This is a genomic window from Lentisphaera araneosa HTCC2155, from assembly GCF_000170755.1.
Taxonomy (GTDB): Bacteria; Verrucomicrobiota; Lentisphaeria; order Lentisphaerales; family Lentisphaeraceae; genus Lentisphaera; species Lentisphaera araneosa.
In genome coordinates this window covers 116,026-141,763 of record NZ_ABCK01000007.1, presented here as the reverse complement: position 1 = coordinate 141,763, position 25,738 = coordinate 116,026, and the positions used below count along the sequence as shown (strand labels likewise).

Below are 25,738 nucleotides of genomic sequence, written 5' to 3'. Positions count from 1 at the left end.
CTTCTTTTCTCACTCTGTGACAAAGAAAGGCTTCATTAAATGAATGATTTAATTTTTTATAATTACCCAAAAAGCGGGGCAAAGTCCCCTAGTCGCCTGGTCAAGGATTGGCAAATCCTTGCAGGGAGAGCTCGAGAGGGACAGCGTCCTTCTCGTATGCAAAGCATCATGACCTCTATTCAACCTAATTATGAAAAGTTTTATACCTAATAACTCGCCTCTATATTCTTGAAGCGGCTAAGGCTTACAGCTTTAAAATAAGTAGTACTTAACAATCTGGGAGTAGAGGTCGCCAACGCGGTAGCCATCGGCCTCCGTCGCTTTGAGAATGGCGTCGAGTACCGCTTCATCTTTGACGCCAACTTCGCGCCCCATCATGAAGCTAATCAGTTTGCGAGTGAAGGCTCGCGCCATGGGCTGATCATATTCACCCAAGTACTTTTTCAAGCCCTCGATATCGTTAATATTCTCTCCATTCACTTTCACGACTTCGGGATTATAATGATTATTATAGCCGCCAATCGAATCAAATTTATCCATGAGAATCGCGAGCGAATCCAAACGTTTATGGCAGGAATGACAGGCGGGATTCTCAGCGTGCACGGCGAGGCGTTCACGAAGTGTTTTTCCACTGCGTTCATTCTCAAAATCAACCACATCCACATCGGGCGGTGAAGGCAAAGGCGAATCCAATAGGTTGTCAGATATCCAGGCTGCACGACGAAGGGGCAGTGGATCTACGCCATTGCCCGTGGCAGTTAAAAAGGACCCCATCGTTAGGATACCACCGCGTTGCTGATTTTTTGAAGAGCGTTTCACGAAGTTTTCTAGATCATCACTTTCTTGCCCCTGATAAGAACCTGTATAAAAATTTTCTAAAGCCTGATTCCAGAAGGAATAATCTGAATCCACTAACTCGCGTACGGGACGATTTTCACGAAACATATTCATCAAATAAAACTCAGCTTCAAGGCGCTGTGCATCGGCTAAATTATCTTTGTAGTAGTTTCTGTATTTTCCCGTATCGGGTTGGTTTTGCTCAATGATTCCCAACTTGAGCCATTGATAAGTAAAAGCTTGCACAAAACGCGGGAAGCGATCGTGATCAATCAACCATTTCCCAAGTCCAAGGGCATCTTTGCGCTTCTTTAAATCTGAATATGATTTATGAAATTCATGCGAAGGCGCTGACTTGTGAGCTGCATAAGAGAGGTAACGCACTTTCTGCTCAATTGTTTTGGGTTCGCTATTGAGAATCAAAAATTTTGGCGACATAAAGAACATGATCATGGCATTGCGGTAAGCATCTTCGTACTTCATTTTATCTTTTTGGAAGTCTCGAAAGAGGTAGGTGTAGATTACATTAAATTTCATGCCGTTAAAAGCGTGTAGATAGCGGAATTTCTCACGTATTTCCGTATCACTATTGAGCCTTTGCTCTTCTTTGAAAGAGAGGGGGTTTAACTGAACATTATACGGCCCCTCAATCTTTAAATTCGAGATCTTGATCATGGGGAAATCATACCTTTTTTGAGAAAGGTTTTTCATCTCGATCTGCATGGTTTTATTTTCGTGCTTGTCACCATGTTTGTGATAAGAAATCAAATTGGCTAATTGACGTTGAGCAGGCAGTTTTGCCGTCGTGTTACAGGCCAAGGCCGAGCGACGACGCAAAGTGAATTCAATACCGTATTCACCCTCAGAAGAAACCTCAATGGTCTCGAGAAATTTACCTCGAGCAAAAGGATCCGCAAAATCTGGTGGCTCTAAGTGAAAATGTAGCGGCATGGCGAGATTGGGATTTTGATCAAAGTATTCATCAAAAATGCGCACCACTTCTTCACCATACTTCTTCTCTGTAATCTTGCTCATTGACATGTTTTCAGTACTAGCTTTAAAAGTCAGTTTATAGGTCCCTGGAGGTAAAGTCCGTTTCGCGAGTACGCTATTGACGAGTTCATTTTCATTGCCATCTAAATAGCGGTCTTGCTTGGTCGCTTTGCGCTCGGTTTTATCCTCAAAATTAAAGCCGGTGTGAAGCTTAGGTTTGCTCTGTGGCCAACGAATATGAGTTTCATTTTTAAACGCTTTGGCAGCGTAAACTGAACCAGGCAAAGTCGTTTTCACATCCATCTTATCCACTTGGGGGCGCAAACCGATAAAGCTCTGTAAGACATCATAGAGGATATTGTAATACTGACTTATGTAATAAGGACTCAAAACCTTGCGCTGGTGAGTGTAATAGGATTCTTTTGAATAGGTCTGATGCATCGACTTAAAAGGATTATACATACTCACATCAATGTCAAAAAGATCGTTCATCGTGTTCTCTAACTCGTAGGGAGTCAAGACTCGAGTCGCCACACCTTCTTTCAGTTCTTCAAACATATCTTTGATTGAAGCGAGCAACAGTTCTTTTTCTTCCCCTTTCAATTCTACAGAATCTTCGTAGTCCTCTTTCGGTGGAGGCATCTCTCCCTTATCAATACTGCGATAAACTTTTGCCCAAGCTTTAGAATTAGAAGCCCGCGACTTAATCAGTAAGGCAATATTAAAATCACCTTCGACTTCTTTTCCTTCCGCGCCATGGCAAGTCACACATTTATCTTTCAGCACCTGATTAAAACTGTAGTGAACGAGTTCACCCGTAAACACATCGCTTTCTTGCGGCTGAAAGAAATTCTGAGGCTCCTCTTCGGGCTCTGTTTCTACAGGCTTTTCAACAACAACGGGCTTGGGTTTAGGCTTGGGTGTTACCTCTTCTTTTTTCTTCACGGCTTTAGGCTTATTCTTTTCCGCGAGCTCAGCCTGCTGCTGTTTAACAAAAGCCATGATATCTTTATAAGATAATGCGATCCCCGCAATCACTAATAAGGCCACGACTTTACCCCATGGGAAAGCTTTCTTCTTTTCGCGAATCACGGGTTTGCTCGGAGCTTTAAGTTTCTTTTTAGTCGTTCCCTTTTTGCGTTTCCCTGACTTGGTTTGTAAAGGCTTCGGCTTATCCTCAAAGTTTGGCTGCTTCACCTCGGATTTTAAAGACTCATCAAATTTATCCAAAGATTGATCGAGTTGATTTGGTGCTTTCTTTTGTTCCGCTTGCTTCTCGTCAAATACTTGCTTGGCTAATGAACCCCCGCTCGCTTTTAAAACAGGAAGGTCTTCTAAAGCCTGCTCTTTTGCGCTCTCTGCAAGAGGCGTTTCTTTTGCGCTTCCCGCAGGATTTATGGACTCTTCACTCGCCACTGAAGTTTCAGTATTTGAATCAACACTTGACGGGAGTTGCGCTTCAAGTTCTTTGGCTTCTGCTAAGACAGCTTCGATTTCCAACATCGATTGATCGAGGAGTTTTTCGGCTTCATCACCCTGAATTTTTCCTTCGGCAATTTCTTGCTCAAGACTCTCTAATTCTGCAATTTTCAAACGCAGTTTTTCTTTTTGTTCCGCGGTCATTGCGGGTAAATTTTCTTGCTCTGACATATGCTCTCCCTAGGCCTTAAAAAGTTCAGGAATCACTTCCTTGCTACTATTAAAGGAATAGTCTCTGAAACCACTCTGCTTCAAGACACTAGAGAATAGGTTACAGGTCGAATAAATATGCTCTTTTTTGCCTTCGAGGCATTTAATAGATTTCTTATGGGCAAAGCCACCGCCGAAAAGGAAGGATGCCGTACGGCGAGAATCATGTGCGGCTGCATTGCCCATGCCACAATGAAAAAGCACAATGGTATCATCGAAAATATTGCTCTCTTGCAGCTTACGTAAAAATCTTCTGACATTAGTCAGCACCGCGGTATCAATTTGCTCACAGGCGTAAATTCTTTCTGGATACCCCGCATGGTGACCATTGGCATGATGACCAAGTTCAAAGCCCATACCTCTTTGTAAGCTACCTCCTCCAAATTGAACAAAAGCTATTTTTGTCTGTTGCTTCATTAAAGCTTCGTGAACTAAATCAAAATTATTTGAGCATGAAGGGAGTGGATTACGTTCCTCATTCTCTCCAAAAGTTTTCTTTAAGTAAGGTTTTTTAACTTTGAGCCATTTTTCCCGTTCATCCAAAAGATCCACTTGGTAATCCAAAGAATTTTTCATGTCAGTTTCTTGAGGTGTCCCCGTCCATTGACGACGAATATTTCGAGATAAGGCAGCCAAAATATCACGCTCACGACGAATTCGTGCCTTATCCAAATCTTTGTCAGTTCTCGCAAAGAGTTGTTCATAAAGTTCATTTGCCCCTGAGATGGCTGGAATCGGTTGCTCGAAGCGATTCCAACTCATGCTACTACCTCGATTGACTTGATGATACAAAAATTTGTGGCGAGTTTCCTGGACTGAACCATCTGCCAGTTTCTGGTCGAGGGACATCATTTTTCGTGTTGTATAAAGATCGCGATGGTCATAGCGCAAAGCTGTAAAACTTGCCGGCTGACATTCGTGTCCACCACCCATGCCTGGCTCAGAAATGCCATCTAAATAGGTCATCTTACCTTTAAACTCAAAAAAGATCTCGGTCATGTATTTACAGTCCGCACCATTATCGCGAAAGTGCGGCGCATAAAGCCCCAAGTCCAAATTCACGAGGACGACGTTTTTCTTTAATTTTACGCGGAATTCATCTTCTTTTTTTGCGGCAAATGAATTCATCGGAGCCGCAGCTCCAAGGGCACTTAACTTTAAAAAATCTCTTCTTTTCATTATACGATCTCCAAGGCATAGTTAGGGTCTTGGAGTAATACGCCAGTGAAAATGGCTTTGTGACAAAATTGTCAAATTTGACGAAATTTTAACAAAAAAAACTTCTGAGAAAGGGGGAAATGCTGTACTTACTCAAAGCTTTTTCACGCAGAGATAAAAAATCATCCACAGATTTCGCAGATTAGCACTGAAGAGGACTAGAGAGTGACGTTTAATCTCGCTAAGTTTTTTAGCGCAGAATTAAGAACTTAACACTCAGGATTATTCAGAAAAATAGCTGTAAATTCAAACTGTTAAATACTTATTTAATCTGTGTAAATCTGGGACATCTGTGGATAGAGTTCCTTTTAAGAGCAGCAGGCCGAAGGCCGATCTGCATTGAGCTTGCGAACGATCTGAAAGCGAAGCGATCTAAATACTTTTGAAAACTCCATGGGTCCGAGGTGAATGACTATTTCTCGCAGAGCCGCAGTGCTCGCAGAGTTTTTATTTTGTAGGCTTTAACTTGGTTTAGACTCTCGCCAAGCCACAAAGATCGCTAAGTCTTTTGGAGGAGAATTAAGAATTCTTAACCCTCAGGATTATTCAGAAAAATAGCTACATATTCAAATTGTTAAATACTTATTTAATCTGTGTAAATCTGGGACATCTGTGGATAGAATTCCTTTTAAAAACTGCAGGCCGAAGGCCGATCTGCAGTGCGCTTACGAACGATCTGCAAGCGAAGCGATCTGACTACTTTTTTAACAAATTACGGATTCCCTAATAGAACGGATTCTAAACTCTGACTGAGGTAATTATGTGACTCAACATGTCCGTCGGCGTTGACTATGTTGATTTTTTTTAAGTGCCAATCAGGCTTTACGCTGTCATCCCATTTATCGCCAAAACCATTCTTGGCAAAATCCCACATTGTCGCTGATGTTCCGCCTTTTAGCCACAAACCAATACTACCATCAGACTGTGCATCGCAATCGAAGATCATCGCCGTTTCTGATGGTTTGCTAAGCCTATTGAGAAAACCATTCACATGCCCTGGTTCCCATTGCAGAAAGTTTTCTGGCATCATTAAAAATATGCCCCGGTTTGACCCATAAGAAGTAACAGGACGACCAGAGCGACCGCCATTATTAAAGTTTTGAAAAACAGTCGCTGGGTCATCATCACCGGGACAAATAAAAGCCTGCATTTTATCTTCGTCTTGGGTTTGAGGTTCAAAATTGGCAAAATTTGAGATATCAAAGTTCCCTGGACTATTATAAATCGCTGCATTTTGTGTGTAGGAGATTGCGGCCCCATCGATCTTAATTGAGTTTTCAATATTAGTAGCCCACAAGCCATGTTTACTCATAGCCGGAGGAACTTGACCATTAAAGTCATCCATCGAAATAAACATAGTCGTTCCGTACTGCTTTAAGTTACTTTTACATACCGCCTGCCTAGCTTGAGAACGAGCTTTACCCAAAACGGGTAATAAGAAAGAAGCCAAAATGCCGATTATGGCAACGACCACCAAAAGCTCAATTAAAGTAAATTTATTTTTACTCATTTATTTAATCCTTGTAAACTATCATTTCTCTTATACTCGGTATAGATTTGTCAATAATGACAAGCTGTGAACTTTTTTTATAATATAGGTCAAAAACATGACTTCCCAATGGAATACCCGCTACACACTTTTGGATCGTTTAAAAAACGACAATGACCAGAAAGCCTGGGAAGACTTTCAAACCTATTACAACTCCTTCATCCTCATCGTCCTTTCTAAATTCAAACTCAACCAAAGCGATAAAGAGGACCTTGTACAGGAAATCCTACTCTCACTTTGGAAATCCTTAAAAAACTTTAAGCCCGACGAAAAACGCGCTAAATTTCGCACCTGGTTCAGCCAGATTATTTATCGCCGAACCATGGACTTTTACCGGAAAAAATGCCAATCCGACAAAAAAGAGGCCCTCATCAAAAATGATCCAAGTGAATTAACTTCTTTCACTGAACCGGAAGTTGAAAAAGTCTTTCAAAAAGAATGGGAAGCCCATATCGTCAACCTAGCACTGGAGAATATCAGTGCCATGTTTTCCGGCAAGGCCATCGATGTCTTCAAAATGGCCATGAAAAATACCGAGACTAAAGTCATTGCTGAGAATTTTGATCTCAAAGCCAACACTGTCATCCAGCTCAAAAATCGTGTAAAAAACCGCCTAGTCAAAGAAATTCAGCTCCTAAAATCTGAACGCGAGTTATTCTAATATGAACATGGACGATTTGGACTTTGGTCATGAATTTTCTGCGCTCTACAAGGAAGAGCTAAGTGAAAAAAGCGAAACAGGAGTACACTATTCTGCCGAATCAGAACGCTATCAGCTCGAGGAAATTATTGCTTCAGGTGGCATGAAAAATATTTATCGAGCTCTCGATAAAAAATGTGAGCGCACCATTGCCTACGCCACCCCCAAGAGAGATATCGATGAAAGCCTTTACGAGGTTTTTTTAAGGGAAGCCAAACTCACTGCCCGACTGGATCACCCCAACATCATGCCCATTCACGACCTGGGATTGAACGAAAAGGATCAGCCTTATTTCACCATGGATTTAAAGAGTGGTGATTCACTTGGAGATATCATCGCAAAACTGCTTGATAAAGATCAAAATTATAGGGCAACTTACAACACTGCGGAGCTTATCAACATTTTTATAAAGGTGTGCGATGCCATTGCCTACGCACACCAAAAAAATGTTATCCATCTAGATATCAAGCCGGAAAATATACAGATAGGTGACTATGGTGAAGTCCTCATCTGTGACTGGGGTTTAAGTAAAATTGTCGGTGAAGCGGATTACGACAGCCTGGATGAAGCGCTGTTTAATCCCGACCTGCTCAATAACCTAACTCAGCACAACAAAATCAAAGGTACCCCGGGCTATATGTCCCCGGAACAAATCGACAGCAAGCATCCTAAAAGTCCTCAATCTGACATCTACTCCTTGGGTTGCCTACTCTATGCAATAATGTCCTTGAAAGCTCCTCTTGAAGGCTTTGATCTTGATGAAATTCTCAAGATCACTGTAAAAGGTAATATTCCTACCCTCAAAAAATGTCCGCTGCCTTTAAAAGCAGTTATCAACAAATCGATGGCTCTGAATCCTGAAGATCGCTACGACTCAGTTATAGAACTTCAAAATGAGTTGAAAAAGTACATCAATGGCTACGCTACCTTGGCCGAAAATGCTGGCCTCATCCAGGAAACCAAGCTCTTTATTAAACGCAATAAAGCGAGTTCAATCATTATTGCCATTGCCATTGTTTTAGTTACTGCGCTAACTTTGTTTTTCATTGGCAGACTGCAGGGAAAAATTGACCAGATAAAAACTCTTCACTCCCTGTCAGAAGAAAATAAAGATCAGGCTATCGACAATGCTCACCAGGCCCGCCGCGCCGAAGCCTTGGCTGAATCTCGTTTAAGTGAATTAAAAAAGAATTCTCAACAAATTGGAAAACTTTATTGGCAAAGCATTAGAAATTATTCAGATCACTTTGTTTACAAAAACCCAAAAAGCTCAATGGCATATGCTCTCTCCCAACTCCAGGAAATTAAAAAAGTAAAACCCGACGATGCTTACATAAATACTCAACTGGTATACAATTTCTTTATATGCCAAAAGTTTAATGAAATAAAGGCCTTAAATTATCGTCCAGAACTCGTCTCAGACCTTGTGAGACTCAGTGAAAAATATGCGCCAAGACTAGAAAAAAACGCTTTATTAAAGCCCTCAGATTTTGCAGAATTAGTAGGTAATTTCACCGTTAAGGAACGTTTTAATTTAGCTGAAAAAATGCTCGCCTATTATCAGGCTTCCCCTAATAATTACGATCTCCTTCCAGTAATCTCAGCGATTCTAAAATTATGGAATCCGCAATGGGACCAAAAGGGTTTAAACTACAACAAAGCACAGCATCATTTAAGTATTGTTTCTAAGGAACTGATAAATTTAAAATCTCCCATACTCTACCGTCATTCAACGCTGACTATCCTGCGCCTTCTACCGATAAACAAACTAACTTTTATCCAAAGCTCCAAGCTAGATCTCACTCAAATTCATGGCCTGAATTTTCACACCCTCGATATTAGCCAAAGTTCAGTTCAATCACTCGATCCTCTGAACCACTTTCCTCATCTCGAAAAGCTTATACTCAATAAAAACCAGTATAAAATCTGGACGAAAAAGTTTCCAAATTCTCCCCTACAAATAACCATCAAATGAACGCTGCCACATAAAAAAGCCCCCGCATGAAGATGCTGAGGCTCAATTGATAGGAGGCTATAATTTATCGCGTGAGGTAGTCCACCGCATCTTTAATGAGTAATTGAAATTCTTTTTGCTGCCATTCTTCGGTTGAATGCCCCGTCGTTAAACCCACGACTTCTGACTTACCTTGGGGAACTTGCCACATGATGATCGCTTCATCATCGACTAAAACTTCTTTGCGATTTTTGCCTTTCCCTTTATAGCCAACTCCCTTTTGCGTTCCTCGCAAAAGTGGCTTTACGCCATCCACCATATAGTGATTATTATAGAGCTCTGCATTCACCGTTGTGTACCCTTCGTCAGACAAAGATTTCGTCGCATCGTGCTCACAGCATTTGCTCACTTTCATAGGGATTTTTGGGCCGTGCTTCGTGGAAGCAATCCCCGTAAAGTCACCCCACACAGGGAAGGGACGATTCGGGTATTTTGCACGCCATTTCTTCACTTCTGCTGGATCAGGTGTTGCAGAACCTTGATAAGTACTGCCTAAAACTTCAGCGCTTTCACCGTCTTTGAAAGTCGGCCAAAAACTATGCATTGAACAATGAATCACCATGGCTGGCGTCCCTTTCACACGGGTCTGATTGATCATATTTTCCGCAGCTAATAAATCTTTTGAATGAGCAAAACAAAAATTATACACCACAGCGTCGTAACCCTCAGTTAAATTTGAGTCGACCAGCTGCTTCAATTGCTCATAATGTTCGTTGCTATGCACCGTGTAATTCCAGCCGGCTTCTTTGGCGACACCTTCAAAGATCTTGCGTTGCGCCGTGTAATCATGATGCTTGCCTGGTTCAGTCGTTACATAGAGAACTTTTGGGGGCTGCGAGATGCTTGAGCATCCCACTAAAAATGAGACAATTAATAATAGTACGTACTTCAAAATTCATTCCTTATTTTTCTATTTTAAGAAACTTACTACAGGCAAAAAGGTGAAACTCAACAGAAAATCAAAAAAAATATACTTAGCTTGTCAAAAAGTATATATTTAAGTGCGTACCTCCGGATACAAACTTTAATTATGAGGAAATACTAAGATGAAAAAGCTGCGTTTTACACTAATCGAGCTCCTCGTTGTGATTGCCATTATTGGCATTCTTGCCTCTTTACTTTTGCCCTCTTTATCCAAAGCAAGAATACGCGCCAAAGAATCGGTCTGCACCAACAACCTCAAAATGACCGGCATTGCGATCATGAACTTTGCTGATAACCAAGAAAATGAACTCCCTCAAAATTCTGAACCAGGTGCAGGGGGCTTCACTCAAGGTAATGGTTCAATTTGGACTGGAGCTGCTTCTTGGTATGGTTTAGGTCGTCTCTATGAGGATTCGTACATTTCAACTGGAGAAATCTATTATTGTCCAACGGAAGATTCTAGTGAACTGAATGCAGATGCAACTAGGGGATTTAATATGCAAAATGGCTGGATTGATATGTCTTATTATTATAGAAGAGGCTATAATTACCCTACTAAAGGTAACAACGCGGGCCCACCAAGTGTCACTGACGACGGTGGTTTAAGTATCGTTGCGGATCATTTCACTCCTCCTTGGAGTGGCCCTTACAATCATAAAAACTTCCGATACAACGTTCTCTATCTAGACGGTTCAGTTAGCTTTCGAACAAACACTGTTTCTCAAAATTCTTTACCAAACCATTATCAATGGACAAATGTCGAAATTAATGGCTGGCCCATTTTCGATCGTTAGATCAAGCTCAACAACTTCCCTCACTCAATACATTACAATTTTAAGGAATTTAAATGAAACTAAATCGCCTCCTCCCCCGTCTTGTGCACGGAATTGCCCTCAGCTCATTTTTCACTATAAGTGCCAGTGAAGCCATCCAACTCAAACCCGAAGATAGTCAAATCGTCAATGTTGGCAAAGGTTCTTTAGGTGTTGGTAGTAAAGATACCAACCCCAACCTCGCCTATTGGACCAGTGAAGATTCTTGGGCAAGCTGGACTTTTGTCGCTCCAGAAGCGGGACTCTATGAAGTTTGGTCAGAAGTTTCTTCGACAGCGCCCCATTCAGGTTTCTTTTTAAATTATAACGATGAAAAAGTTAAAGTTGATGTAAAAGGAACGGGCTCCTACGACAAGTATATAAATAAAAAATTTGCAACGATCGCACTCAAAAAGGGGCGCAATTCACTCACCTTGAATCCTCATAGGGATCAATGGCAAGCCTTGAATATTCGTGCGCTCCAAGTGAAAAAAATTGCTAATCTCCCTATTGAAACGTCAAGAGAAACAATTTCTTCGAATCACAGTCCCGATTATATTTTAAGAAGTTCAAAGCCGGCAAACTGGACTTGGGGCCCTTTTAAGAAAGAGGAATTAAAAGATCATTGGCGGGATGCCTACCCCATTGGTAGTGGCCGTTTAGGCGGGATGGTTTATGGCGATGTCAATGAAGCACGATTCATGCTTCAGGATGCGCGCCATTGGTTCAACCATGCTAGCTCAAGCACTATGCCCGACCTATCTGGTTTGCTACAGCAAGTCCGCGACCTTCAGAAACAGGGGAAATATGCCGATGCAAATGTGCTCTATCGTAACGCATTCAAGGGTAAAAACTATCGGGCTAACATCGGCTCACCGCTCTCGATTGGCGATTTAGTCATTCGCTCCAACGCTAAAAACATTAGCCAATATCAGCGCACACTCGATTTGAAAAAATCAGAAACTCATACGGCTTGGTCAAATGAGGGTGTTGACTACACACGCAAGGCCTTCATCTCACGCATTGGTGATAGTAAAGATGTCTTATTTGTTCAGCTAAATGCTAAGCAAGCAAAAGCCTTAGATATCTCCGTGCACCTTGGCTTACACAATCCCGACAAAGCTCGCGGTAGTCGACCAAAAGCCTTTCGTCCATCGGTAAATGTCGACTTTGCCGGCCACATCCAGTATAAAGCTCTTAACCCTAATACCACATCGGCACTCAAAGATTTTGGCGCAGTGGCTCGCGTCATTTCTCATGATGGCGAGTTAAAGGAAGAAATCGATCACGTCAAAATTAAAGGCGCAAGCCAAATTTTAATTGCGGTCAAAACCTTTAACTCTGCCGATGCCGATGAAGCCATTGATCGCATAACGAGAGAATTGTATAAGTTAAAAGGCACTTATCAGACTTACTTAAATCCACATGTAAAAGCCCATCAGGGACTCTTCAACGCTGCTTCCGTTGATCTTAAAGCTTCAAAAGATGATCGTGCCCTCAGTAATGAAGAACTCATTGCGAAAGCAAGAAAGCTCGATCTTGAAAACGCCTTCGTCGAACGTCTCTGGGCTATGGGTCGCTACTTGTCGATTGTGGGCTCAAGAAAAGGTGGACACCCCGTTCATTTGACGGGCCTTTGGAATGGTGATTACAATCCTACCTGGGCGATTCACCTCATGAATATCAATATGCCAATGATTCACTGGCACCTCATGGATGGCAACCTGTCGGAACTCATGCTGCCTTTCTTTGATATGTTCGATCGTCAACTTCCCGCTTCACGAGAGAATGCCCGTAAACTCTACGGCCTTGATGGCATTTACATCAATCCTCTATTGGGAAATAATGAAGATGGCCTCTTAAAAGTCATTTCTCCGCACCTCATCCACATGATGGGTAATAATGCTTGGGTTGCTCAGCATTACTGGGATTACTACACCTTTACTTTAGACAAAAAATTCTTAGCTGAACGCGCTGTCCCACTCATGGAAGAAGCCGCGACTTTTTACGAAGGCTTTCTCATCGAAAACGAAGATGGCTTCTACGATATCACGCCTTCTAACTCACCAGAAAACTCCCCGCTAAACGCCGAAGGTCATCGCCTCATACCCAATCGTCACATCGATACTCACATAAATGCCACATGGGAATACGCGGCTATTCGCGAAATGTTCACCAACTTAATTGAAGCTTCCAATACCCTTGCTATCAATCAATCGAAAATTGCCGATTGGAAGGAAGTTATTGCAAAATTACGTCCCTATGAAATTAATGCCGAGGGTGGTGTCCGCGAATGGTTAGTCGATGGCTTTTACGATAACCCTGCCCACCGTCACTTAACTCACATGTACCCTATTATGCCTGGCTATGAGATTAATATGGAAGAATCTGACCCCAAACTCTTTAATGCCTTTGTGCAAACATCTCACAATCGTTTAAATGCTGGTCTTGAGTTCCAATCGGCTTGGTCATTACTTCACAATACCAATATTTTAGCGCGAGGTGGCGAAGCTCAAAAAGCTTACCAAACACTCAAATGGTTAGCCGCGAGTTCAGTCTTAGAAAACTTGCTAACAACGCATAATGACTGGCGAGAAAGTGGTTTCACCATGAATCAGGCGCCTATTTTTCAAATCGAATCTAACATGGGCTGGGTCTCGGCAGTTCAGGAAATGATTTTCACTTCACGCCCTGGAGTTCTCAAACTTCTCCCCGCCTTACCAAGGGAATGGCCTGAGGGAGAAATCCTCGGTATGCAAGGACGCGGAGCGGTTAACATCCGGAAAATGAGCTGGTCTAAAAATGGCACAATTGTCAGCGCCGACTTACAAACTAAGCACGCTCAGAAGCTCACTGTCGTTTTGCCGAAAAATATTAAATCTCTTGAAATTAATGGCAAAAAACAAAAGCCCTCTGGAAAGAGCTTTTCTATTGATTTAGCTAGTGAAAAAGTCTACTCAGTGAAAATTCAATTGTGAAATTGAACTAGATATGGCCCGTGAGAAAACTTTTTATCTGACATTTGTCAAAAATTGTTTTCTCACTGACGTACCCTCCATAATTAGCAACTTAACTGAGGATGACTTTTATGAAAAAGCAGCGTTTCACACTTATCGAGCTTCTTGTAGTCATTGCGATTATTGGCATACTCGCGAGTTTACTTTTACCCGTGCTTGGTAAAGCTAGAAAAACATCACGTAAAGCGGTATGTATGAATAACCTTAAGCAAATCAGCGTGATGGGGTATATGTATACGGATGATAACAATAGCTATTTCACCTATGCTCACAATGGGGCCAATGTCACTTGGGATGACAAGCTCAACGAGAGTTATTTAAGCGCCCCCCTCATGTCAAAAGCTTACTTAGAAGAGGCGGACCTTACGGGCAATAACTTTGCCATCTACCAATGCCCCGATGATGATATTACTAGATGGAATAATGCCCTTCCAAGAAGCTACTCACTCAATTCAGGCTCAAATTGGTGGGTGAACACCAGTAACGCTCTTTGGGGGGGTGTCGGTAGTGAACACGGTGACTCTTCAAGAATTAATGACATTTCTTCGCCCGCAAATATGATTTTTAAAACTGAGCAACCCATTGCAGGAAACGCTATGGGTTCACCTTCGTATTCTGTCCCTGGAAACTTAACAATGCATGGAACACGAGCCGAAGCCTTTCACCATAATAGTTTTAGTTATAACTTCTCTTTTGTTGATGGTCACGTCGAATTCCTTAATTACTTGGGCGCATCTGAAAAACAAGATAATATCTAAGCTTAATTAATTTTAAACACACACTATTTTAAGACATTATGAAACTTATTTTTTCACTTATATTCTTTACTTACTCAACTCTGGCTCTTGCTGCGCAAAAACCAAATATCATTCTCATTCTCGCCGATGATTTAGGTTATGAAGACTTAGGCTTCTTGGGTGCACCGGATATAAAAACACCTCACATAGATGCTTTGGCTCGCTCGGGAATGAATTTCACCCAAGGCTATCAATCGGCTTCTGTCTGTGGTCCCTCCCGTGCCGGACTTTTAACGGGGCGTTATCAACAGCTTTTCGGTTCGGGTGAAAACCCTCCCGAAACCGGCGAACTCAGTAAACGCTTTCCAGATGCAGGCATTCCCCTAGACGAGCAAATGATTTTTGATTTACTCAAACCCGCTGCTTACACCACCGGAGTTATCGGTAAATGGCACATGGGCTTAAGTCACGAACAACGCCCGACTCAACGCTCGGTCGATTATTATTATGGTTTTCTCAATGGTGCCCACTCCTACCGTGAAGCTAAAATGGATATGAAAGGCGCTCCAATGACCTGGCCAATTTTTCGTAATAATGAGCCCGTCCCCTTTTCTGGCTATACCACAGAGGTCTTCAATGACGAAGGCGTTAATTTTATCAAACGCAACAAAGATAAGCCTTTCTTCCTCTACATGTCATACAATTCTGTCCATGGCCCTTGGGAAGCTCAGCCCAAAGATCTCCAGCGCTCAGATCACATCAAAAAGAAATGGCGCCGTATTTATAGCGCCATGTTGATTTCTATGGACGATGGCGTGGGCCGTCTTATCCAAACTCTTAAAGATGAAGGTATCTACGAAAATACTCTCGTCATATTCATGAGCGATAATGGTGCACCCAATAATTTACATGAAGCTGAACGAGCCGGTGATTACTTAGCAAGTAACGGCAGCCTTAGAGGCCGTAAAGGCGACACTTACGAAGGAGGCATTCGAGTGCCATATATCATGAGCTGGCCTCAAGTCATTCCCAAACAATCGACTTATCAACACCCCGTCAGTGGCTTAGATATTGTTCCCACGCTGATTCACATAAGCCAAGCAGCCCCTGCAAAAAAAGAGCTAAGCGGCGTCAACTTAATGCCCTATATTACAGGAGAAAAAACTAGCAGGCCTCACAAAACTTTGTACTGGCGACGCGATGATGATTACGCCATTCGTGACAAGGATTGGAAATTGACCTGGAATGATTACAATGGCCCTCGTACCCCCATGCTATTCAATTTAAAAGATGATCCCAATGAAAAAAACAACCTCATTCATAAACATCCTGAAATCGCTCAAAAGTTACAAGCCAAATTCGACCAATGGGATAGCAAACTCCCCGATAACAAGTGGTGGGGTGGTCCCTCTAACCGAAATCGTTGATTTACTCTAAAATTATCAAAAGACTCAGTATTTGTTGTATACCCCTTCTCTTGATGACTTTAAGAACTTAAAATAATAGCAAGCGTCATTCATTTAAATTTTAAGTCCGCTCTATTTCATGCCAAAAAAGATTAGTAACGAAGAATTTTATCAAGACTTTCTCGAAGTCGATGGCTTACTCGATAAGAAGTTAAGTGTCGACCAAGTACATCCGATTTTAGATGGCATCCAAAATTGTACCGAACGCTATAGCCAACAAGAAAGTATTGATCGTGGCGGATCAAAAAAAATTATTAAAGTTCACGATGCCATGACTTCGCGTGAAATTGCTCTAGCTGAACTCATTGATCAGGATGAAGCCGAACGCTCAGAACGCTTTTTTAGTGAAGTCTTTCTCACCGCTTCATTAGAACACCCCAATATTATTCCCGTATATGATGCTGGTATTAATGATGATGGTCAGGCTTACTTCACCATGAAACTTGTGGAAGGCGAAAACCTCGAACAAATGATTAAAAATTGCCCCGGTGATTTTTCACTGCAGCAAGCCATCGATATTTTTCTTAAGATCTGTGATGCTATTGAGTACGCTCATTCCAAAAACATCATCCATCTTGACCTCAAACCTGCCAATATCCGCATGGGAAAATATGGTGAAGTTTTGGTCTGTGATTGGGGCATCGCCAAAATTGTAACTGAAGATGATGACGAAGATGAAACACAGGACGATTTGTTACTGGATCCCAATATAATTAACGATATTACCTTAGACGGTTTCATTAAAGGCTCACCTGGTTACTTAGCTCCCGAACAAATTGATTCTGCGTTTGGTAATAAAGACTATCAGAGCGATATTTACGCCTTAGGTGGCATCCTCTATTTTTTACTTTCCTTTGGCCCACCTTGCTCTCACGATGATGTAAATGAATGTTTGCAACTCACCCTTAATGGTCAGATACGCGACCTTGGCGAAGTTCGCAATTCCCAATTCAAGATTCCTGCAAGTTTGGCGGCTGTTGCAATGAAAGCGCTGAGTAAAGAAAAAGGCCAACGCTATAACAAGGTCGCTGATCTGCGTACAGATATTATTAAATGGCGTGAGGGCTTTGCCACTGATGCAGAAGACGCCAGCTTTGTACAACTTGCTCATCTACTGATCAAGCGCCATAAAATTTTAAGCCTAGCCTGTATGATTTTCATTATCGCTTCGTGCTTATTTGTCTACCAAATCAAAGTGAGTGAACGCCATGCCCTTAAACAAAAAGGACTTGCTGAATCAAATGCTTTGCTGGCTATTCAAAATGAAGCCAAAGCCGTTCAAGCACTCGAGCTCTATAAACAAGAGCAAAAAGTCGTCTCTGCAGTGAGTGTTGAAGCTGCCCCAGCACTTTACGAAAAATCGCTCAATTCGATGCGACTCGGGGCCTTTAAAAAAGCCTATGAACAAAGTCAACTCACCCTCAAAAGAGATCGGAATTATACCCCCGCTAAAGTCTTAATTGCTGAGCTTCATTTCATCAGTCAAAAATACGCTCAAGCCTATGACTACATAAAAGCTGAAAGGCTGGAAGTTTACACTAGTCATTTCCTCAAAACTTTAGAAAAATTTAAAGGCATTCAATCTCTTGATGAAAAAAATCTTTTTAAGCTCATCGAGGATCTCAATTATATCCAGCTTGAGCAAATGGCCTGTCTCTATTTCATTCAAAATTCAGACTCAAATGAAATAAAAAAAACTATTTTAAAAACGCTTATCAAGCGCTCCAATAGACTGATTGATGCCAGTAAAATCTCTATTCAGTATGACGATAAAAAACTCAATATCGACCTCTCAAAAACCAATAAAGCACGCTACCTCATCGCTTTAAACGGCCTCGAAATTGAACAGCTCAACTTAAAAGGAACTGACATCCTGCATTCGAGTGAATTTAAATATATACGAGCCCGAGAACTCAATTTAGAAAACACCAATATTGATTTGTTTCACGAAATCTTGTACCTGCCCAAATTGAAAAAAGTCACTCTTACGAAAGGGGCTTACAACTATCTAAATTTTTCCGGATTCCCTCATTTAACCATTGAATTCAAATAAAGTCGGTAAGAGTTTTAATCACTTTTGCTAAAGTCGCCATTAACTTAACTCTTGACTCAAGCGTTTCACTTCTTCTTTAAGTTTGGCCGTCATGCGCTTTTGGTAAACGTAGACTGAGTTGAGCTGCATCTCCATTTCTTCACTAATTTGTTTGTGCAGTTTTCCCTTTTGGAGCTCTAAAAAAACATTATACATTTTTTCCGATACTTTGCCCTTTAAGTTCTGCAAAGCCATATTGACCAAATAATTCTCCCATTCCCTTTCCGTAAGTGCCTCGAATTCAGGTAAACTATCTTCACGATAATAAGCCCAGGCATCATTATCATAAGCTTTTTCAAGCCTCGTATCACGGCGTTGTTTTCCTCGAAAATAATCCATAATTGTGTTGCGCGTCACCGTGCACAACCAGCTGCGAAAACGTTTGTTTTTGTTCACCTTAAACTCGGGAAGTTTCTTCCATAGCTTGATCATGACTTGCTGCACAAGCTCTTGAGCTTCATGATGATCTAAATTAGTCCTGCGGCAAATTAAATAGATATATTTCTCGTAATAATAAACAAAATCTTCCCAGGCTTTGTCATCGTGTTGATTACAAATTTTTTGGAGCAATGTATGACGTGTATGAAGTGATTCTTGACTCATATTTTCCTTGCTAATTTCTATAAGCTTAAGTCTTGTAAAGGCTTTTGTCAACTAAATAAAAAAACCTCAAATCAGTCATTAAGCTGTCAAAAAACTAAGCCGCAGTAGCGTACCTAAAGGTAATTCAAAAACAATTTATAAGTACTTTATGAAAAATATTTTATTCTTGCTTAGCTGTATTTTTTTAATCCTTCAAGTCAAAGCACAAAACAGCACTGACAGAGATTTTTTACGTCAAGTCCATGCCGATACGTGGAATTGCCTCGACGCAATGATTGACCCCACAACGGGTTTCCCTCAGGACACACAATTTCCGGGTGGCCATACCAATACCACAAATATTGGTCTCTATCTTGCCTCACTCTGTGTCGCCGTTGAAAAAGGTCTCACCACGCATCAGCATGGCTTTCAACGAGCTGAAAAAATCCTCTCATCTCTCGAGAGTTTTGAACGCGTGCATGGTTTCACCCCTCATATTTTAGACGTCCAACTCAGAACAAAAACGGCTACGGGCTATGTGGCAATCTCCGATTTCAACAAGCTAATTGTGGGCCTCATTATGGTCAAACAAGTTTGGCCCGAACTTTGCGAGCGGATCGACCACTTTACTCAGGCAGTCGAATGGGAAAAACTCTATCACAAAGAAACTGGAAACGTCAGTTGGGGTTATGACTTTGATTCTGATCGCACTTTAGGTGAGGGTCATCTATGGTTACCCGCAGATACTCGCTCTGCCGCCTTTTTAATGATTGCCACTGGCGCTGCACCAGCAGAAATGTGGGCAGAAATGGACCGTACGCCTCTCTATACTCCCTACGGAAAAATCCTCCGTGGCTACGGCATGGGAGGCTTATTTATGATGGCCATGGATAGCCTTTTTCTACCCGAAATCAGTTCCGAAATGGGTGAATCTTCTGGCAACTTTGCTTGGCAGCAAATTCAATTCTCGAAGCAACGAGGCTACCCCTTTTGGGGCTGGTCAAACTGCTACATGCCCGGCAAGGGCTATACCGAAGGCGGGCACCTCTCAGAACAAGTTGTCACTCCTCATGCTCTTGCCTTAATGATCGAATACTATCCAAAACACGTTACACAAGCTCTACGTGGCTTAGCCAAGACAGGAGGAATGCAAGGGCCACAAGGTTTCGAAAACGTTCAGTGGGGCTTTCGCGATGCCTACGACATGAAAAGCAAACAATGGGACCATCGCTACCTCTCACTCGATCAAGGCATGCTCTTTCTCGCTCTCTCCAATTATCTACAGGATGGTATCGTCAGAAAAATTTATCATGCCGATCCACTCGTTCAGAAGGGACTTAAGTTAATTGCTCCTTACCTCAAACCAAATCAAGAATTCTTAAAGCTTTGGGCTCAGCGCGATGCACAAGTCGATCGAAGCATCAAGCCCATCAGTCATTCGACTCAGACAACAAAGATTATTCCTGACTTAGCTAAACCTTTGAATAGTCCTTGCCTTAGCGCATCTAAAAACAAGGATAAATCTATACAGCTCAACTTTGAAAGTAAAGAGGATTCTGAACCTCATCATTTTAAGCTAAAAATACCCACCACCGATATGAGTAACCTTAAGGCTCTCGAAATAGAAATGGATATGATCAAGTCTAGCGAACAAGGCCCCGATTGGGTGCGCTTACTCATTCTCGATCGTTATAATCAACTTAGATACACACATATAGAGCTCCAAAAACATCGCTCCGTCTACCGTATTGAGGCAGACGATCTTTTAGGAATTCACATCGACGAAAACAATATAAAGTCATTAGAATTAGTGTTCTGGAAAAAGCCTTGGTACTATCAAAACTGTAAAATTAATAGCGATTCAATAAGCTTAAATATTAAGAGCATTAATATCCTTAAGTAATCATAATTAAGTACGGCCTCTGCACAATGGCCTCTAATCCTCCCTTAATCAAAGGACAGTTAAACTATGTATATGAACAAGTTAATACTCATTTTCTTGTGCTCTTTCACTTTAAGCACAATTTCTGCAGAAAAAATACAGACAATCGTAGCCTGTGTTGGTGATAGTATCACTTGGGGGATGACGATTAAAAACCGTTCAGAAAATAGCTATCCCAAGCAACTGGGGCTTTTGCTCGGTGAATCCTATCATATTCGAAATTACGGATCAAATGGCGCCACCTGCATAAGGAGTACACCAGAGAATACAAGATATATAAAACGCCCTGTTTACGACGCTAGCCTGAAAGCTTCGGCAGATATTGTAGTCATTATGCTTGGCGCTAATGACTCCAAACCCTTTCACTGGGATAAGACCGCCTACTTGGCTGATTATAGCAAACTCATCAAAGATTATCGGAAAGTCAATTCAAAGGCAAAAATTTATCTTTGTTTACCTGTGAGTAGTTTTACTCAACTACTTGGGCCTTGGGATTGCAACGAAGGTAACTTATCTATGGCACGCATTTTATTAAAGCAATTGGCCAAAGAGCAAGACTGCGAATTGATTGATACTTTTAGCCCTCTAGCGAATGAGAAATACTTCTCTCCAGACGGGGTTCACCCCAACAAACTTGGGGCGACGCAAATTGCGCAAACTGTCTATCGTCACATCAAATTAAACGATTAAGGTTTTGGCTTCGAAGAAATCGCAATAAATTGAGTCCCCTAAACTCATGTTCACGAGCTTAATTCGATAAAATCCAGCCGTGTTATTTGAGGGTTAAATTACTGGACTTCATCGCATAATGATTGCTTAGCTTGGGTTTTATTAAATATCACGCTTACTGCACACCTTGAGTTCCATAAATTTCTGACCAAGATGTCTTTCGAGTCCAATCATAAACTTTTACATGACCATCTAAAAAACTAATGGGCACTTTTGTTTGATGTCGTTCACTAGCCAGCATATCATACCACACATTACCTGCTCCCAAGTTAAGGAATTCAAGTAGGTTGGATCTCCCATAATTACTTATATAACGTCCCGCCCACATTGCCTTCGCATCATTATAAACATATGTCCTGCTAGTATCATTTATAGCTGAGATATTATTTAAAATAGCCGATGTAGCTCCTTCACGAGAGAATAGTCCACCATTACAACCATAAGAGTTTGTCGCATTATAGACAAGACCTGAATCCCAAAACGCAGTCTTACTTGGCTGAGGATTATCTTCCTCAGTGCAGATAAAAGGTCTCATTGTACTGGCATCTGCGGCACTTGTTTCAAGAGCGGCCTTACTTGAATAATCCAAAGTCACACCAAGATATTGAGCTGTATTTTCAACATAACCGATGGGGTTATTGTCCACTAATAAGGAATTTTCTACATTAGAATCAGGGTTCGCCCAAGTCCCACTATGACGATATCCCGGTGGGGTTTGATTATCATAATCATCCGCAAACATCAAAGTTGCTTTGGTGAATTGACCAATTTGAGATGCACAAGTTACTATACGCGCTGTTCTCCTAGCTTTACTCAAAGTCGGTAATAATAATGAAGCTAACACCGCAATAATTGCGACAACTACGAGAAGTTCAATAAGTGTAAAATGTTTTTTATCCATATTTTTCAGCCCAGATTTATTCTTACAATAATGGTACGCAGATCATTGCACAATTTTTGACAAAAAATAAATATTTTTTAATTTAAATCACAGTCATCCCATAAGAAATGATAAACTGGACTAACTGAAAGTAAGTCTGGCTTCATTGAGTACTTTAGATTACCACAAATAAAGGACCTACAATGAAGCCAAACAAGAGTAATCTATCGACCCTGAAACAGATCTGCCAATTAATCCCACCTCACATAGTCAATAAACTTGCTAAGAAACATGGAATAAAGACACGTAAATTAAGTTCCTGGAGCCATGTCGTAAGTTTATTGTATACTCAACTCTCTCATGCTTTGAGTTTAAATGATGTATGCGATGGCTTGCATTATCACTCCAGTTCATTATTTCAGATTAGAGGTGCGACAGCACCAAAAAGAAATACTTTCTCAAATGCCAATCGAACACGAAATGCCGCAATGGCAGAGGACTTATTCTGGGAAGTTTTAAAATCACTTCAATCCCAACTTCCTAGCTTTGGTTTAGATAAACAAAACTCAAACTTTCCTCAACGTTTTAAAAGAGCAGTATACGCAGTTGATTCTACGACAATACAATTAGTCGCTCATTGTTTGGACTGGGCAAAACACCGTCGACGTAAAGCTGCTGCTAAATGTCATATGCAATTAAATCTTCAGACCTTCTTGCCTTCATATGCAATTGTAAAAGAAGCTAATACCCATGATTCAACTGAAGCGAAAGAAATGTGCGCTAATATTAAGGATGGTGAAATAGTGGTCTTCGATAAGGCTTATGTTGATTTTAGGCACCTCTATCACCTTGATTCGCGAGGCGTCAACTGGGTGACTCGCTCTAAAGACAATATGGTTTATGATATAATTGAGGAGAGACCCACTAAAGGCAATATTATTTCCGACCAAATCATTAAACTGAATGGGATCAATACAGAAAAGCATTACTCCCAAAACCTCCGTTTGGTTACCGCTAACATTGAGGTTGATGGAAAAATGAAAGTATTGATGTTTCTGACCAATAATTTACAGTGGGCACCAAGTTCTATCGCATCTATTTATCAATCTCGATGGGGTATTGAAGTCTTCTTTAAACAACTAAAACAAAACTTGAAGTTAGCTGATTTTTTAGGGCATAACAAAAATGCAATTCAATGGCAAGTTTGGACTGCTCTACTTACGTATGTTTTACTAAGATTTTTAGCTTTCAGATCTCAATGGCCACATTCCTTCTCAAGAATTACGACTCTAATTCGGGGTGTTTTGTGGAGCTATTTCGATTTATCATCTCTTTTGAAAACTTGTGGGACAGCCAGTGATCCACCAAAGATCAAAGCAGTTCCAGATCAAGCGTATTTACCTAACTTTGATAAGGCATTCTATGGGACAGCATGTGTTTGATTGAGCTCATTTTACCTAAAACCGTCAAACCCCTTTTAAGAAAATAGGAATTATTACACTCAAAGATTAAGTAAAATGAGCTAATTTAGAAGTTTATGGGATGATTGTGAATTTAAATAAAAAACACACTAATCCACAATATATGCTAAGCGATGAGGCAACTCACAAGGATTAATAAACTAATGCCCGTTATTTATTCTCAAATAAGGGAACGAGGCTTGGCACCAGGTCCTGCAACATGGTTCCCATCCCCTTGGCGTGAGAGGTCATGACAATCACTAATTCTATCTCAGGCAAAACAAAAATAAACTGCCCACCCGCTCCGCGAAGTTGTTTACAAAGGTATTTCTTCCCCTCAATTTCATAAGTCTGATTCCAACAAAAGTACCCGTAATAACTGGTGGCGTAACTATGTACCAAAGCCGAAGTTGCGGTATTAATAAACGCTTTCGGTAAGTGTTGCTGACCATTCCATTTTCCTTCCTTGAGAATGAGTTCTCCCACTTTCATCATATCTCGGGAACAGAAACTCGACCCTGCTGCCGATTTAGGTAAATCACTAAGGTCTTTTTGCCAGGCATAATCACTGATACCTATGGGGGCAAATAATTCTTTGGCAATAAAATCTTTAGCGGAGCCGGGAACTACTGACTCTAAGACCTGCATAGTAATTGCTGTATCTGCGGGCTGATATTTAAATTTACGCGGTGCATCGCCAATGGGGTCACTATGCTGCAGGTAGGCTTGGATTTGTCCCTGCCCCTTGAGAGCTTCCGGGTTTTTCCGTAGCCTATTAATTTTTTCATGACTGAGACGAATCCCCGAGCCCATGATCATCGCCTGATATAAAGTTATTTTCTCGGCACCTGGAGCTAAACGCGATCTATCGAGCTCTTTGAGAAAACCTATCACCGGCTTATGCATATCCTCCATCGTCAAATACCCCAACTGAATGGCACGACCAATGGCAAAAGCCGTATACGACTTGGTGATCGACATCTGGTAATGGGGTAAGTTCTGGCGCCCTCTTCGAAAGTAACATTCAGTCATTAAACTTCCTTTGTGACTAATGAGTAGGCTATCGGTCTTATTGGGGTTTTCTTCGGCTAATCTATCGATAAAACCAAGCACTTTACTTTCATCAATACCGGTCTTATTTAAAGCTCCTACTTTGAGGCCATCGTTCATGTCTTGAGGTGCAAGGCTTATAAAGGCTTTCGATAAATAGGGAGTACGTCGCTCAAGTTCAATACTCGCATCTTTGGCGTTAAGATCAATAACTTCCGGTGCTAAGCCCGTATCATTTGCGCATAAACTCGCCGCAAAACATAAACTCGATAAAATAACTTTTTTCATTCCTTTTTATGCTCCATAAACCATTCATACAATTTGGGGTTGGCATAGGTCTTTGACCAAGAATTATGACCCACGTTGGGGTAAATAGTAAAGTCAACCTTGGCTCCCTCCGCTTTGAGCGCTGTCACCATGAGCTGAGATAAAGTAATGGGAACTACTTTATCTTTATCACCATGAAAAACCCAAATAGGAAGCTTGGAAAGGCGCTTGGCATTTAAAGGATTTCCACCACCACAAATTGGAGCAATCGCCGCGAACTCAGTGGGGCGCTCCGCCGCCCAAGCCCAAGTGCCAAAGCCACCCATACTCAAACCCGTTAGATAAATACGTTGCTCATCCACAGGATAAGTTTTTTTGACATAATCCAGCAATAAATCGAGGTCTTTAGTTTTCCACCAACCCTTACCATCTTTCCCTTTTAAACATTGAGGCGATAAAACCATAAAGGGAAAATTTTTATCTTTTTCAACTACTTTGGGTGGCCCGTGGGATTTCACCTTTTCAATATTGTCACCACGTTCACCTCTCCCATGTAAAAAAACAATCAAAGGCCATTTTTGATTGCTCTTTTTTGTCACAGGAAGATGAAGTAAAAATTTAGAGTTGAGGTAAGTCGTCTGAGAAGAGAGCGACTCCGGGAATTCTACAACCCGCTGAAGTTCAGCAAATAGCCCGAGATTTATAAACATGATTAAAATGATGCACTTTCTCATAAGATCCTTTTTCTTTTAAGTACGTTTAGAAAACTAAGGCTTTGAC

Annotated in this window: 19 protein-coding genes; 11 read left to right on the top strand and 8 right to left on the bottom strand. The window is 41.3% G+C overall.

The window, feature by feature from the left end:
- Positions 1-39 precede the first annotated feature (39 nt).
- Positions 40-210 (top strand): hypothetical protein, encoded by a 171-nt coding sequence (locus tag LNTAR_RS27140; protein ID WP_007278360.1) that lies wholly within the window; start codon positions 40-42, stop codon positions 208-210.
- A 42-nt stretch (positions 211-252) separates the two neighbouring features.
- On the opposite strand, the gene LNTAR_RS08935 is transcribed toward LNTAR_RS27140, so the two are convergent.
- From LNTAR_RS08935 to LNTAR_RS25465, 3 genes are all read right to left on the bottom strand, one after another.
- On the bottom strand, positions 253-3,480 hold the full coding sequence (locus LNTAR_RS08935; protein WP_007278359.1) for a DUF1588 domain-containing protein: 3,228 nt from the start codon (positions 3,478-3,480) through the stop codon (positions 253-255).
- Positions 3,481-3,489: 9 nt separating this feature from the next.
- A complete protein-coding gene (locus LNTAR_RS08930; RefSeq protein ID WP_007278358.1) occupies positions 3,490-4,698 on the bottom strand; it encodes a DUF1552 domain-containing protein in 1,209 nt (402 codons plus the stop codon).
- Positions 4,699-5,449: 751 nt separating this feature from the next.
- On the bottom strand, positions 5,450-6,247 hold the full coding sequence (locus tag LNTAR_RS25465; protein ID WP_007278357.1) for a type II secretion system protein: 798 nt from the start codon (positions 6,245-6,247) through the stop codon (positions 5,450-5,452).
- A gap of 97 nt (positions 6,248-6,344) precedes the next feature.
- Between LNTAR_RS25465 and LNTAR_RS08920 the strand changes: the two genes are divergently transcribed.
- Positions 6,345-6,947 (top strand): RNA polymerase sigma factor, encoded by a 603-nt coding sequence (locus LNTAR_RS08920; protein ID WP_007278356.1) that lies wholly within the window; start codon positions 6,345-6,347, stop codon positions 6,945-6,947.
- Position 6,948: 1 nt separating this feature from the next.
- Positions 6,949-8,961 (top strand): serine/threonine-protein kinase, encoded by a 2,013-nt coding sequence (locus LNTAR_RS08915; protein ID WP_007278355.1) that lies wholly within the window; start codon positions 6,949-6,951, stop codon positions 8,959-8,961.
- Between the two features lie 64 nt (positions 8,962-9,025).
- On the opposite strand, the gene LNTAR_RS08910 is transcribed toward LNTAR_RS08915, so the two are convergent.
- Entirely contained in the window at positions 9,026-9,892 is an 867-nt protein-coding gene (locus LNTAR_RS08910; protein WP_007278354.1) for a ThuA domain-containing protein, read from the bottom strand.
- Between the two features lie 154 nt (positions 9,893-10,046).
- Between LNTAR_RS08910 and LNTAR_RS26590 the strand changes: the two genes are divergently transcribed.
- The 5 genes from LNTAR_RS26590 (at position 10,047) to LNTAR_RS08885 (ending at position 18,009) form a co-directional block, all read left to right on the top strand.
- On the top strand, positions 10,047-10,718 hold the full coding sequence (locus LNTAR_RS26590) for a prepilin-type N-terminal cleavage/methylation domain-containing protein (protein ID WP_007278353.1): 672 nt from the start codon (positions 10,047-10,049) through the stop codon (positions 10,716-10,718).
- A 53-nt stretch (positions 10,719-10,771) separates the two neighbouring features.
- Positions 10,772-13,714 (top strand): glycosyl hydrolase family 95 catalytic domain-containing protein, encoded by a 2,943-nt coding sequence (locus tag LNTAR_RS08900; RefSeq protein ID WP_007278352.1) that lies wholly within the window; start codon positions 10,772-10,774, stop codon positions 13,712-13,714.
- A 110-nt stretch (positions 13,715-13,824) separates the two neighbouring features.
- Positions 13,825-14,511, top strand: coding sequence for a type II secretion system protein (locus LNTAR_RS08895; protein WP_007278351.1), 687 nt, complete (start codon positions 13,825-13,827; stop codon positions 14,509-14,511).
- 38 nt (positions 14,512-14,549) lie between these two features.
- Positions 14,550-15,917, top strand: a complete 1,368-nt coding sequence (locus tag LNTAR_RS08890; protein WP_007278350.1) for a sulfatase family protein — start codon at positions 14,550-14,552, stop codon at positions 15,915-15,917.
- 118 nt (positions 15,918-16,035) lie between these two features.
- A complete protein-coding gene (locus tag LNTAR_RS08885) occupies positions 16,036-18,009 on the top strand; it encodes a serine/threonine-protein kinase (RefSeq protein ID WP_007278349.1) in 1,974 nt (657 codons plus the stop codon).
- 39 nt (positions 18,010-18,048) lie between these two features.
- Here the strand turns inward: LNTAR_RS08885 and LNTAR_RS08880 are convergent, their stop codons facing one another.
- Entirely contained in the window at positions 18,049-18,651 is a 603-nt protein-coding gene (locus tag LNTAR_RS08880) for an RNA polymerase sigma factor (RefSeq protein WP_007278348.1), read from the bottom strand.
- Positions 18,652-18,799: 148 nt separating this feature from the next.
- Here LNTAR_RS08880 and LNTAR_RS08875 point away from each other — a divergent pair, with 148 nt between their 5' ends.
- Positions 18,800-20,533: a glucoamylase family protein gene (locus LNTAR_RS08875; RefSeq protein WP_007278347.1), complete on the top strand. Its 1,734-nt coding sequence runs from the start codon at positions 18,800-18,802 to the stop codon at positions 20,531-20,533.
- A gap of 72 nt (positions 20,534-20,605) precedes the next feature.
- Complete coding sequence (locus LNTAR_RS08870) at positions 20,606-21,262, top strand: GDSL-type esterase/lipase family protein (protein WP_162026373.1); 657 nt, start codon at positions 20,606-20,608, stop codon at positions 21,260-21,262.
- Between the two features lie 154 nt (positions 21,263-21,416).
- Here the strand turns inward: LNTAR_RS08870 and LNTAR_RS27940 are convergent, their stop codons facing one another.
- Positions 21,417-22,202, bottom strand: a complete 786-nt coding sequence (locus LNTAR_RS27940) for a type II secretion system protein (RefSeq protein WP_007278345.1) — start codon at positions 22,200-22,202, stop codon at positions 21,417-21,419.
- Positions 22,203-22,384: 182 nt separating this feature from the next.
- Here LNTAR_RS27940 and LNTAR_RS08860 point away from each other — a divergent pair, with 182 nt between their 5' ends.
- Positions 22,385-23,623: an IS4 family transposase gene (locus LNTAR_RS08860; RefSeq protein WP_007278344.1), complete on the top strand. Its 1,239-nt coding sequence runs from the start codon at positions 22,385-22,387 to the stop codon at positions 23,621-23,623.
- A gap of 189 nt (positions 23,624-23,812) precedes the next feature.
- On the opposite strand, the gene LNTAR_RS08855 is transcribed toward LNTAR_RS08860, so the two are convergent.
- Positions 23,813-24,979 carry a serine hydrolase domain-containing protein gene (locus tag LNTAR_RS08855; RefSeq protein ID WP_007278343.1) on the bottom strand — a complete coding sequence of 389 codons (1,167 nt, stop codon included), beginning with the start codon at positions 24,977-24,979 and terminating at the stop codon, positions 23,813-23,815.
- The gene (locus LNTAR_RS08850) at positions 24,976-25,692 is read right to left on the bottom strand and encodes a carboxylesterase family protein (protein ID WP_202944940.1); all 717 of its coding nucleotides are present in this window, start codon (positions 25,690-25,692) and stop codon (positions 24,976-24,978) included. The genes LNTAR_RS08855 and LNTAR_RS08850 overlap by 4 nt, the downstream gene beginning before the upstream one ends.
- Positions 25,693-25,738 lie beyond the last annotated feature (46 nt).

Coding starts and splice junctions, on each gene's coding strand:
- LNTAR_RS08915 (WP_007278355.1), top strand. CDS start 6,949: ATGAACATGGACGATTTGGACTTTGGTCATGAATTTTCTGCGCTCTAC.
- LNTAR_RS08860 (WP_007278344.1), top strand. CDS start 22,385: ATGAAGCCAAACAAGAGTAATCTATCGACCCTGAAACAGATCTGCCAA.
- LNTAR_RS08900 (WP_007278352.1), top strand. CDS start 10,772: ATGAAACTAAATCGCCTCCTCCCCCGTCTTGTGCACGGAATTGCCCTC.
- LNTAR_RS08885 (WP_007278349.1), top strand. CDS start 16,036: ATGCCAAAAAAGATTAGTAACGAAGAATTTTATCAAGACTTTCTCGAA.
- LNTAR_RS27940 (WP_007278345.1), bottom strand. CDS start 22,202: ATGGATAAAAAACATTTTACACTTATTGAACTTCTCGTAGTTGTCGCA.
- LNTAR_RS08935 (WP_007278359.1), bottom strand. CDS start 3,480: ATGTCAGAGCAAGAAAATTTACCCGCAATGACCGCGGAACAAAAAGAA.
- LNTAR_RS08875 (WP_007278347.1), top strand. CDS start 18,800: ATGAAAAATATTTTATTCTTGCTTAGCTGTATTTTTTTAATCCTTCAA.
- LNTAR_RS08930 (WP_007278358.1), bottom strand. CDS start 4,698: ATGAAAAGAAGAGATTTTTTAAAGTTAAGTGCCCTTGGAGCTGCGGCT.
- LNTAR_RS26590 (WP_007278353.1), top strand. CDS start 10,047: ATGAAAAAGCTGCGTTTTACACTAATCGAGCTCCTCGTTGTGATTGCC.
- LNTAR_RS08895 (WP_007278351.1), top strand. CDS start 13,825: ATGAAAAAGCAGCGTTTCACACTTATCGAGCTTCTTGTAGTCATTGCG.
- LNTAR_RS08850 (WP_202944940.1), bottom strand. CDS start 25,692: ATGAGAAAGTGCATCATTTTAATCATGTTTATAAATCTCGGGCTATTT.
- LNTAR_RS08920 (WP_007278356.1), top strand. CDS start 6,345: ATGACTTCCCAATGGAATACCCGCTACACACTTTTGGATCGTTTAAAA.
- LNTAR_RS08855 (WP_007278343.1), bottom strand. CDS start 24,979: ATGAAAAAAGTTATTTTATCGAGTTTATGTTTTGCGGCGAGTTTATGC.
- LNTAR_RS08890 (WP_007278350.1), top strand. CDS start 14,550: ATGAAACTTATTTTTTCACTTATATTCTTTACTTACTCAACTCTGGCT.
- LNTAR_RS08880 (WP_007278348.1), bottom strand. CDS start 18,651: ATGAGTCAAGAATCACTTCATACACGTCATACATTGCTCCAAAAAATT.
- LNTAR_RS08870 (WP_162026373.1), top strand. CDS start 20,606: ATGAACAAGTTAATACTCATTTTCTTGTGCTCTTTCACTTTAAGCACA.
- LNTAR_RS27140 (WP_007278360.1), top strand. CDS start 40: ATGAATGATTTAATTTTTTATAATTACCCAAAAAGCGGGGCAAAGTCC.
- LNTAR_RS25465 (WP_007278357.1), bottom strand. CDS start 6,247: ATGAGTAAAAATAAATTTACTTTAATTGAGCTTTTGGTGGTCGTTGCC.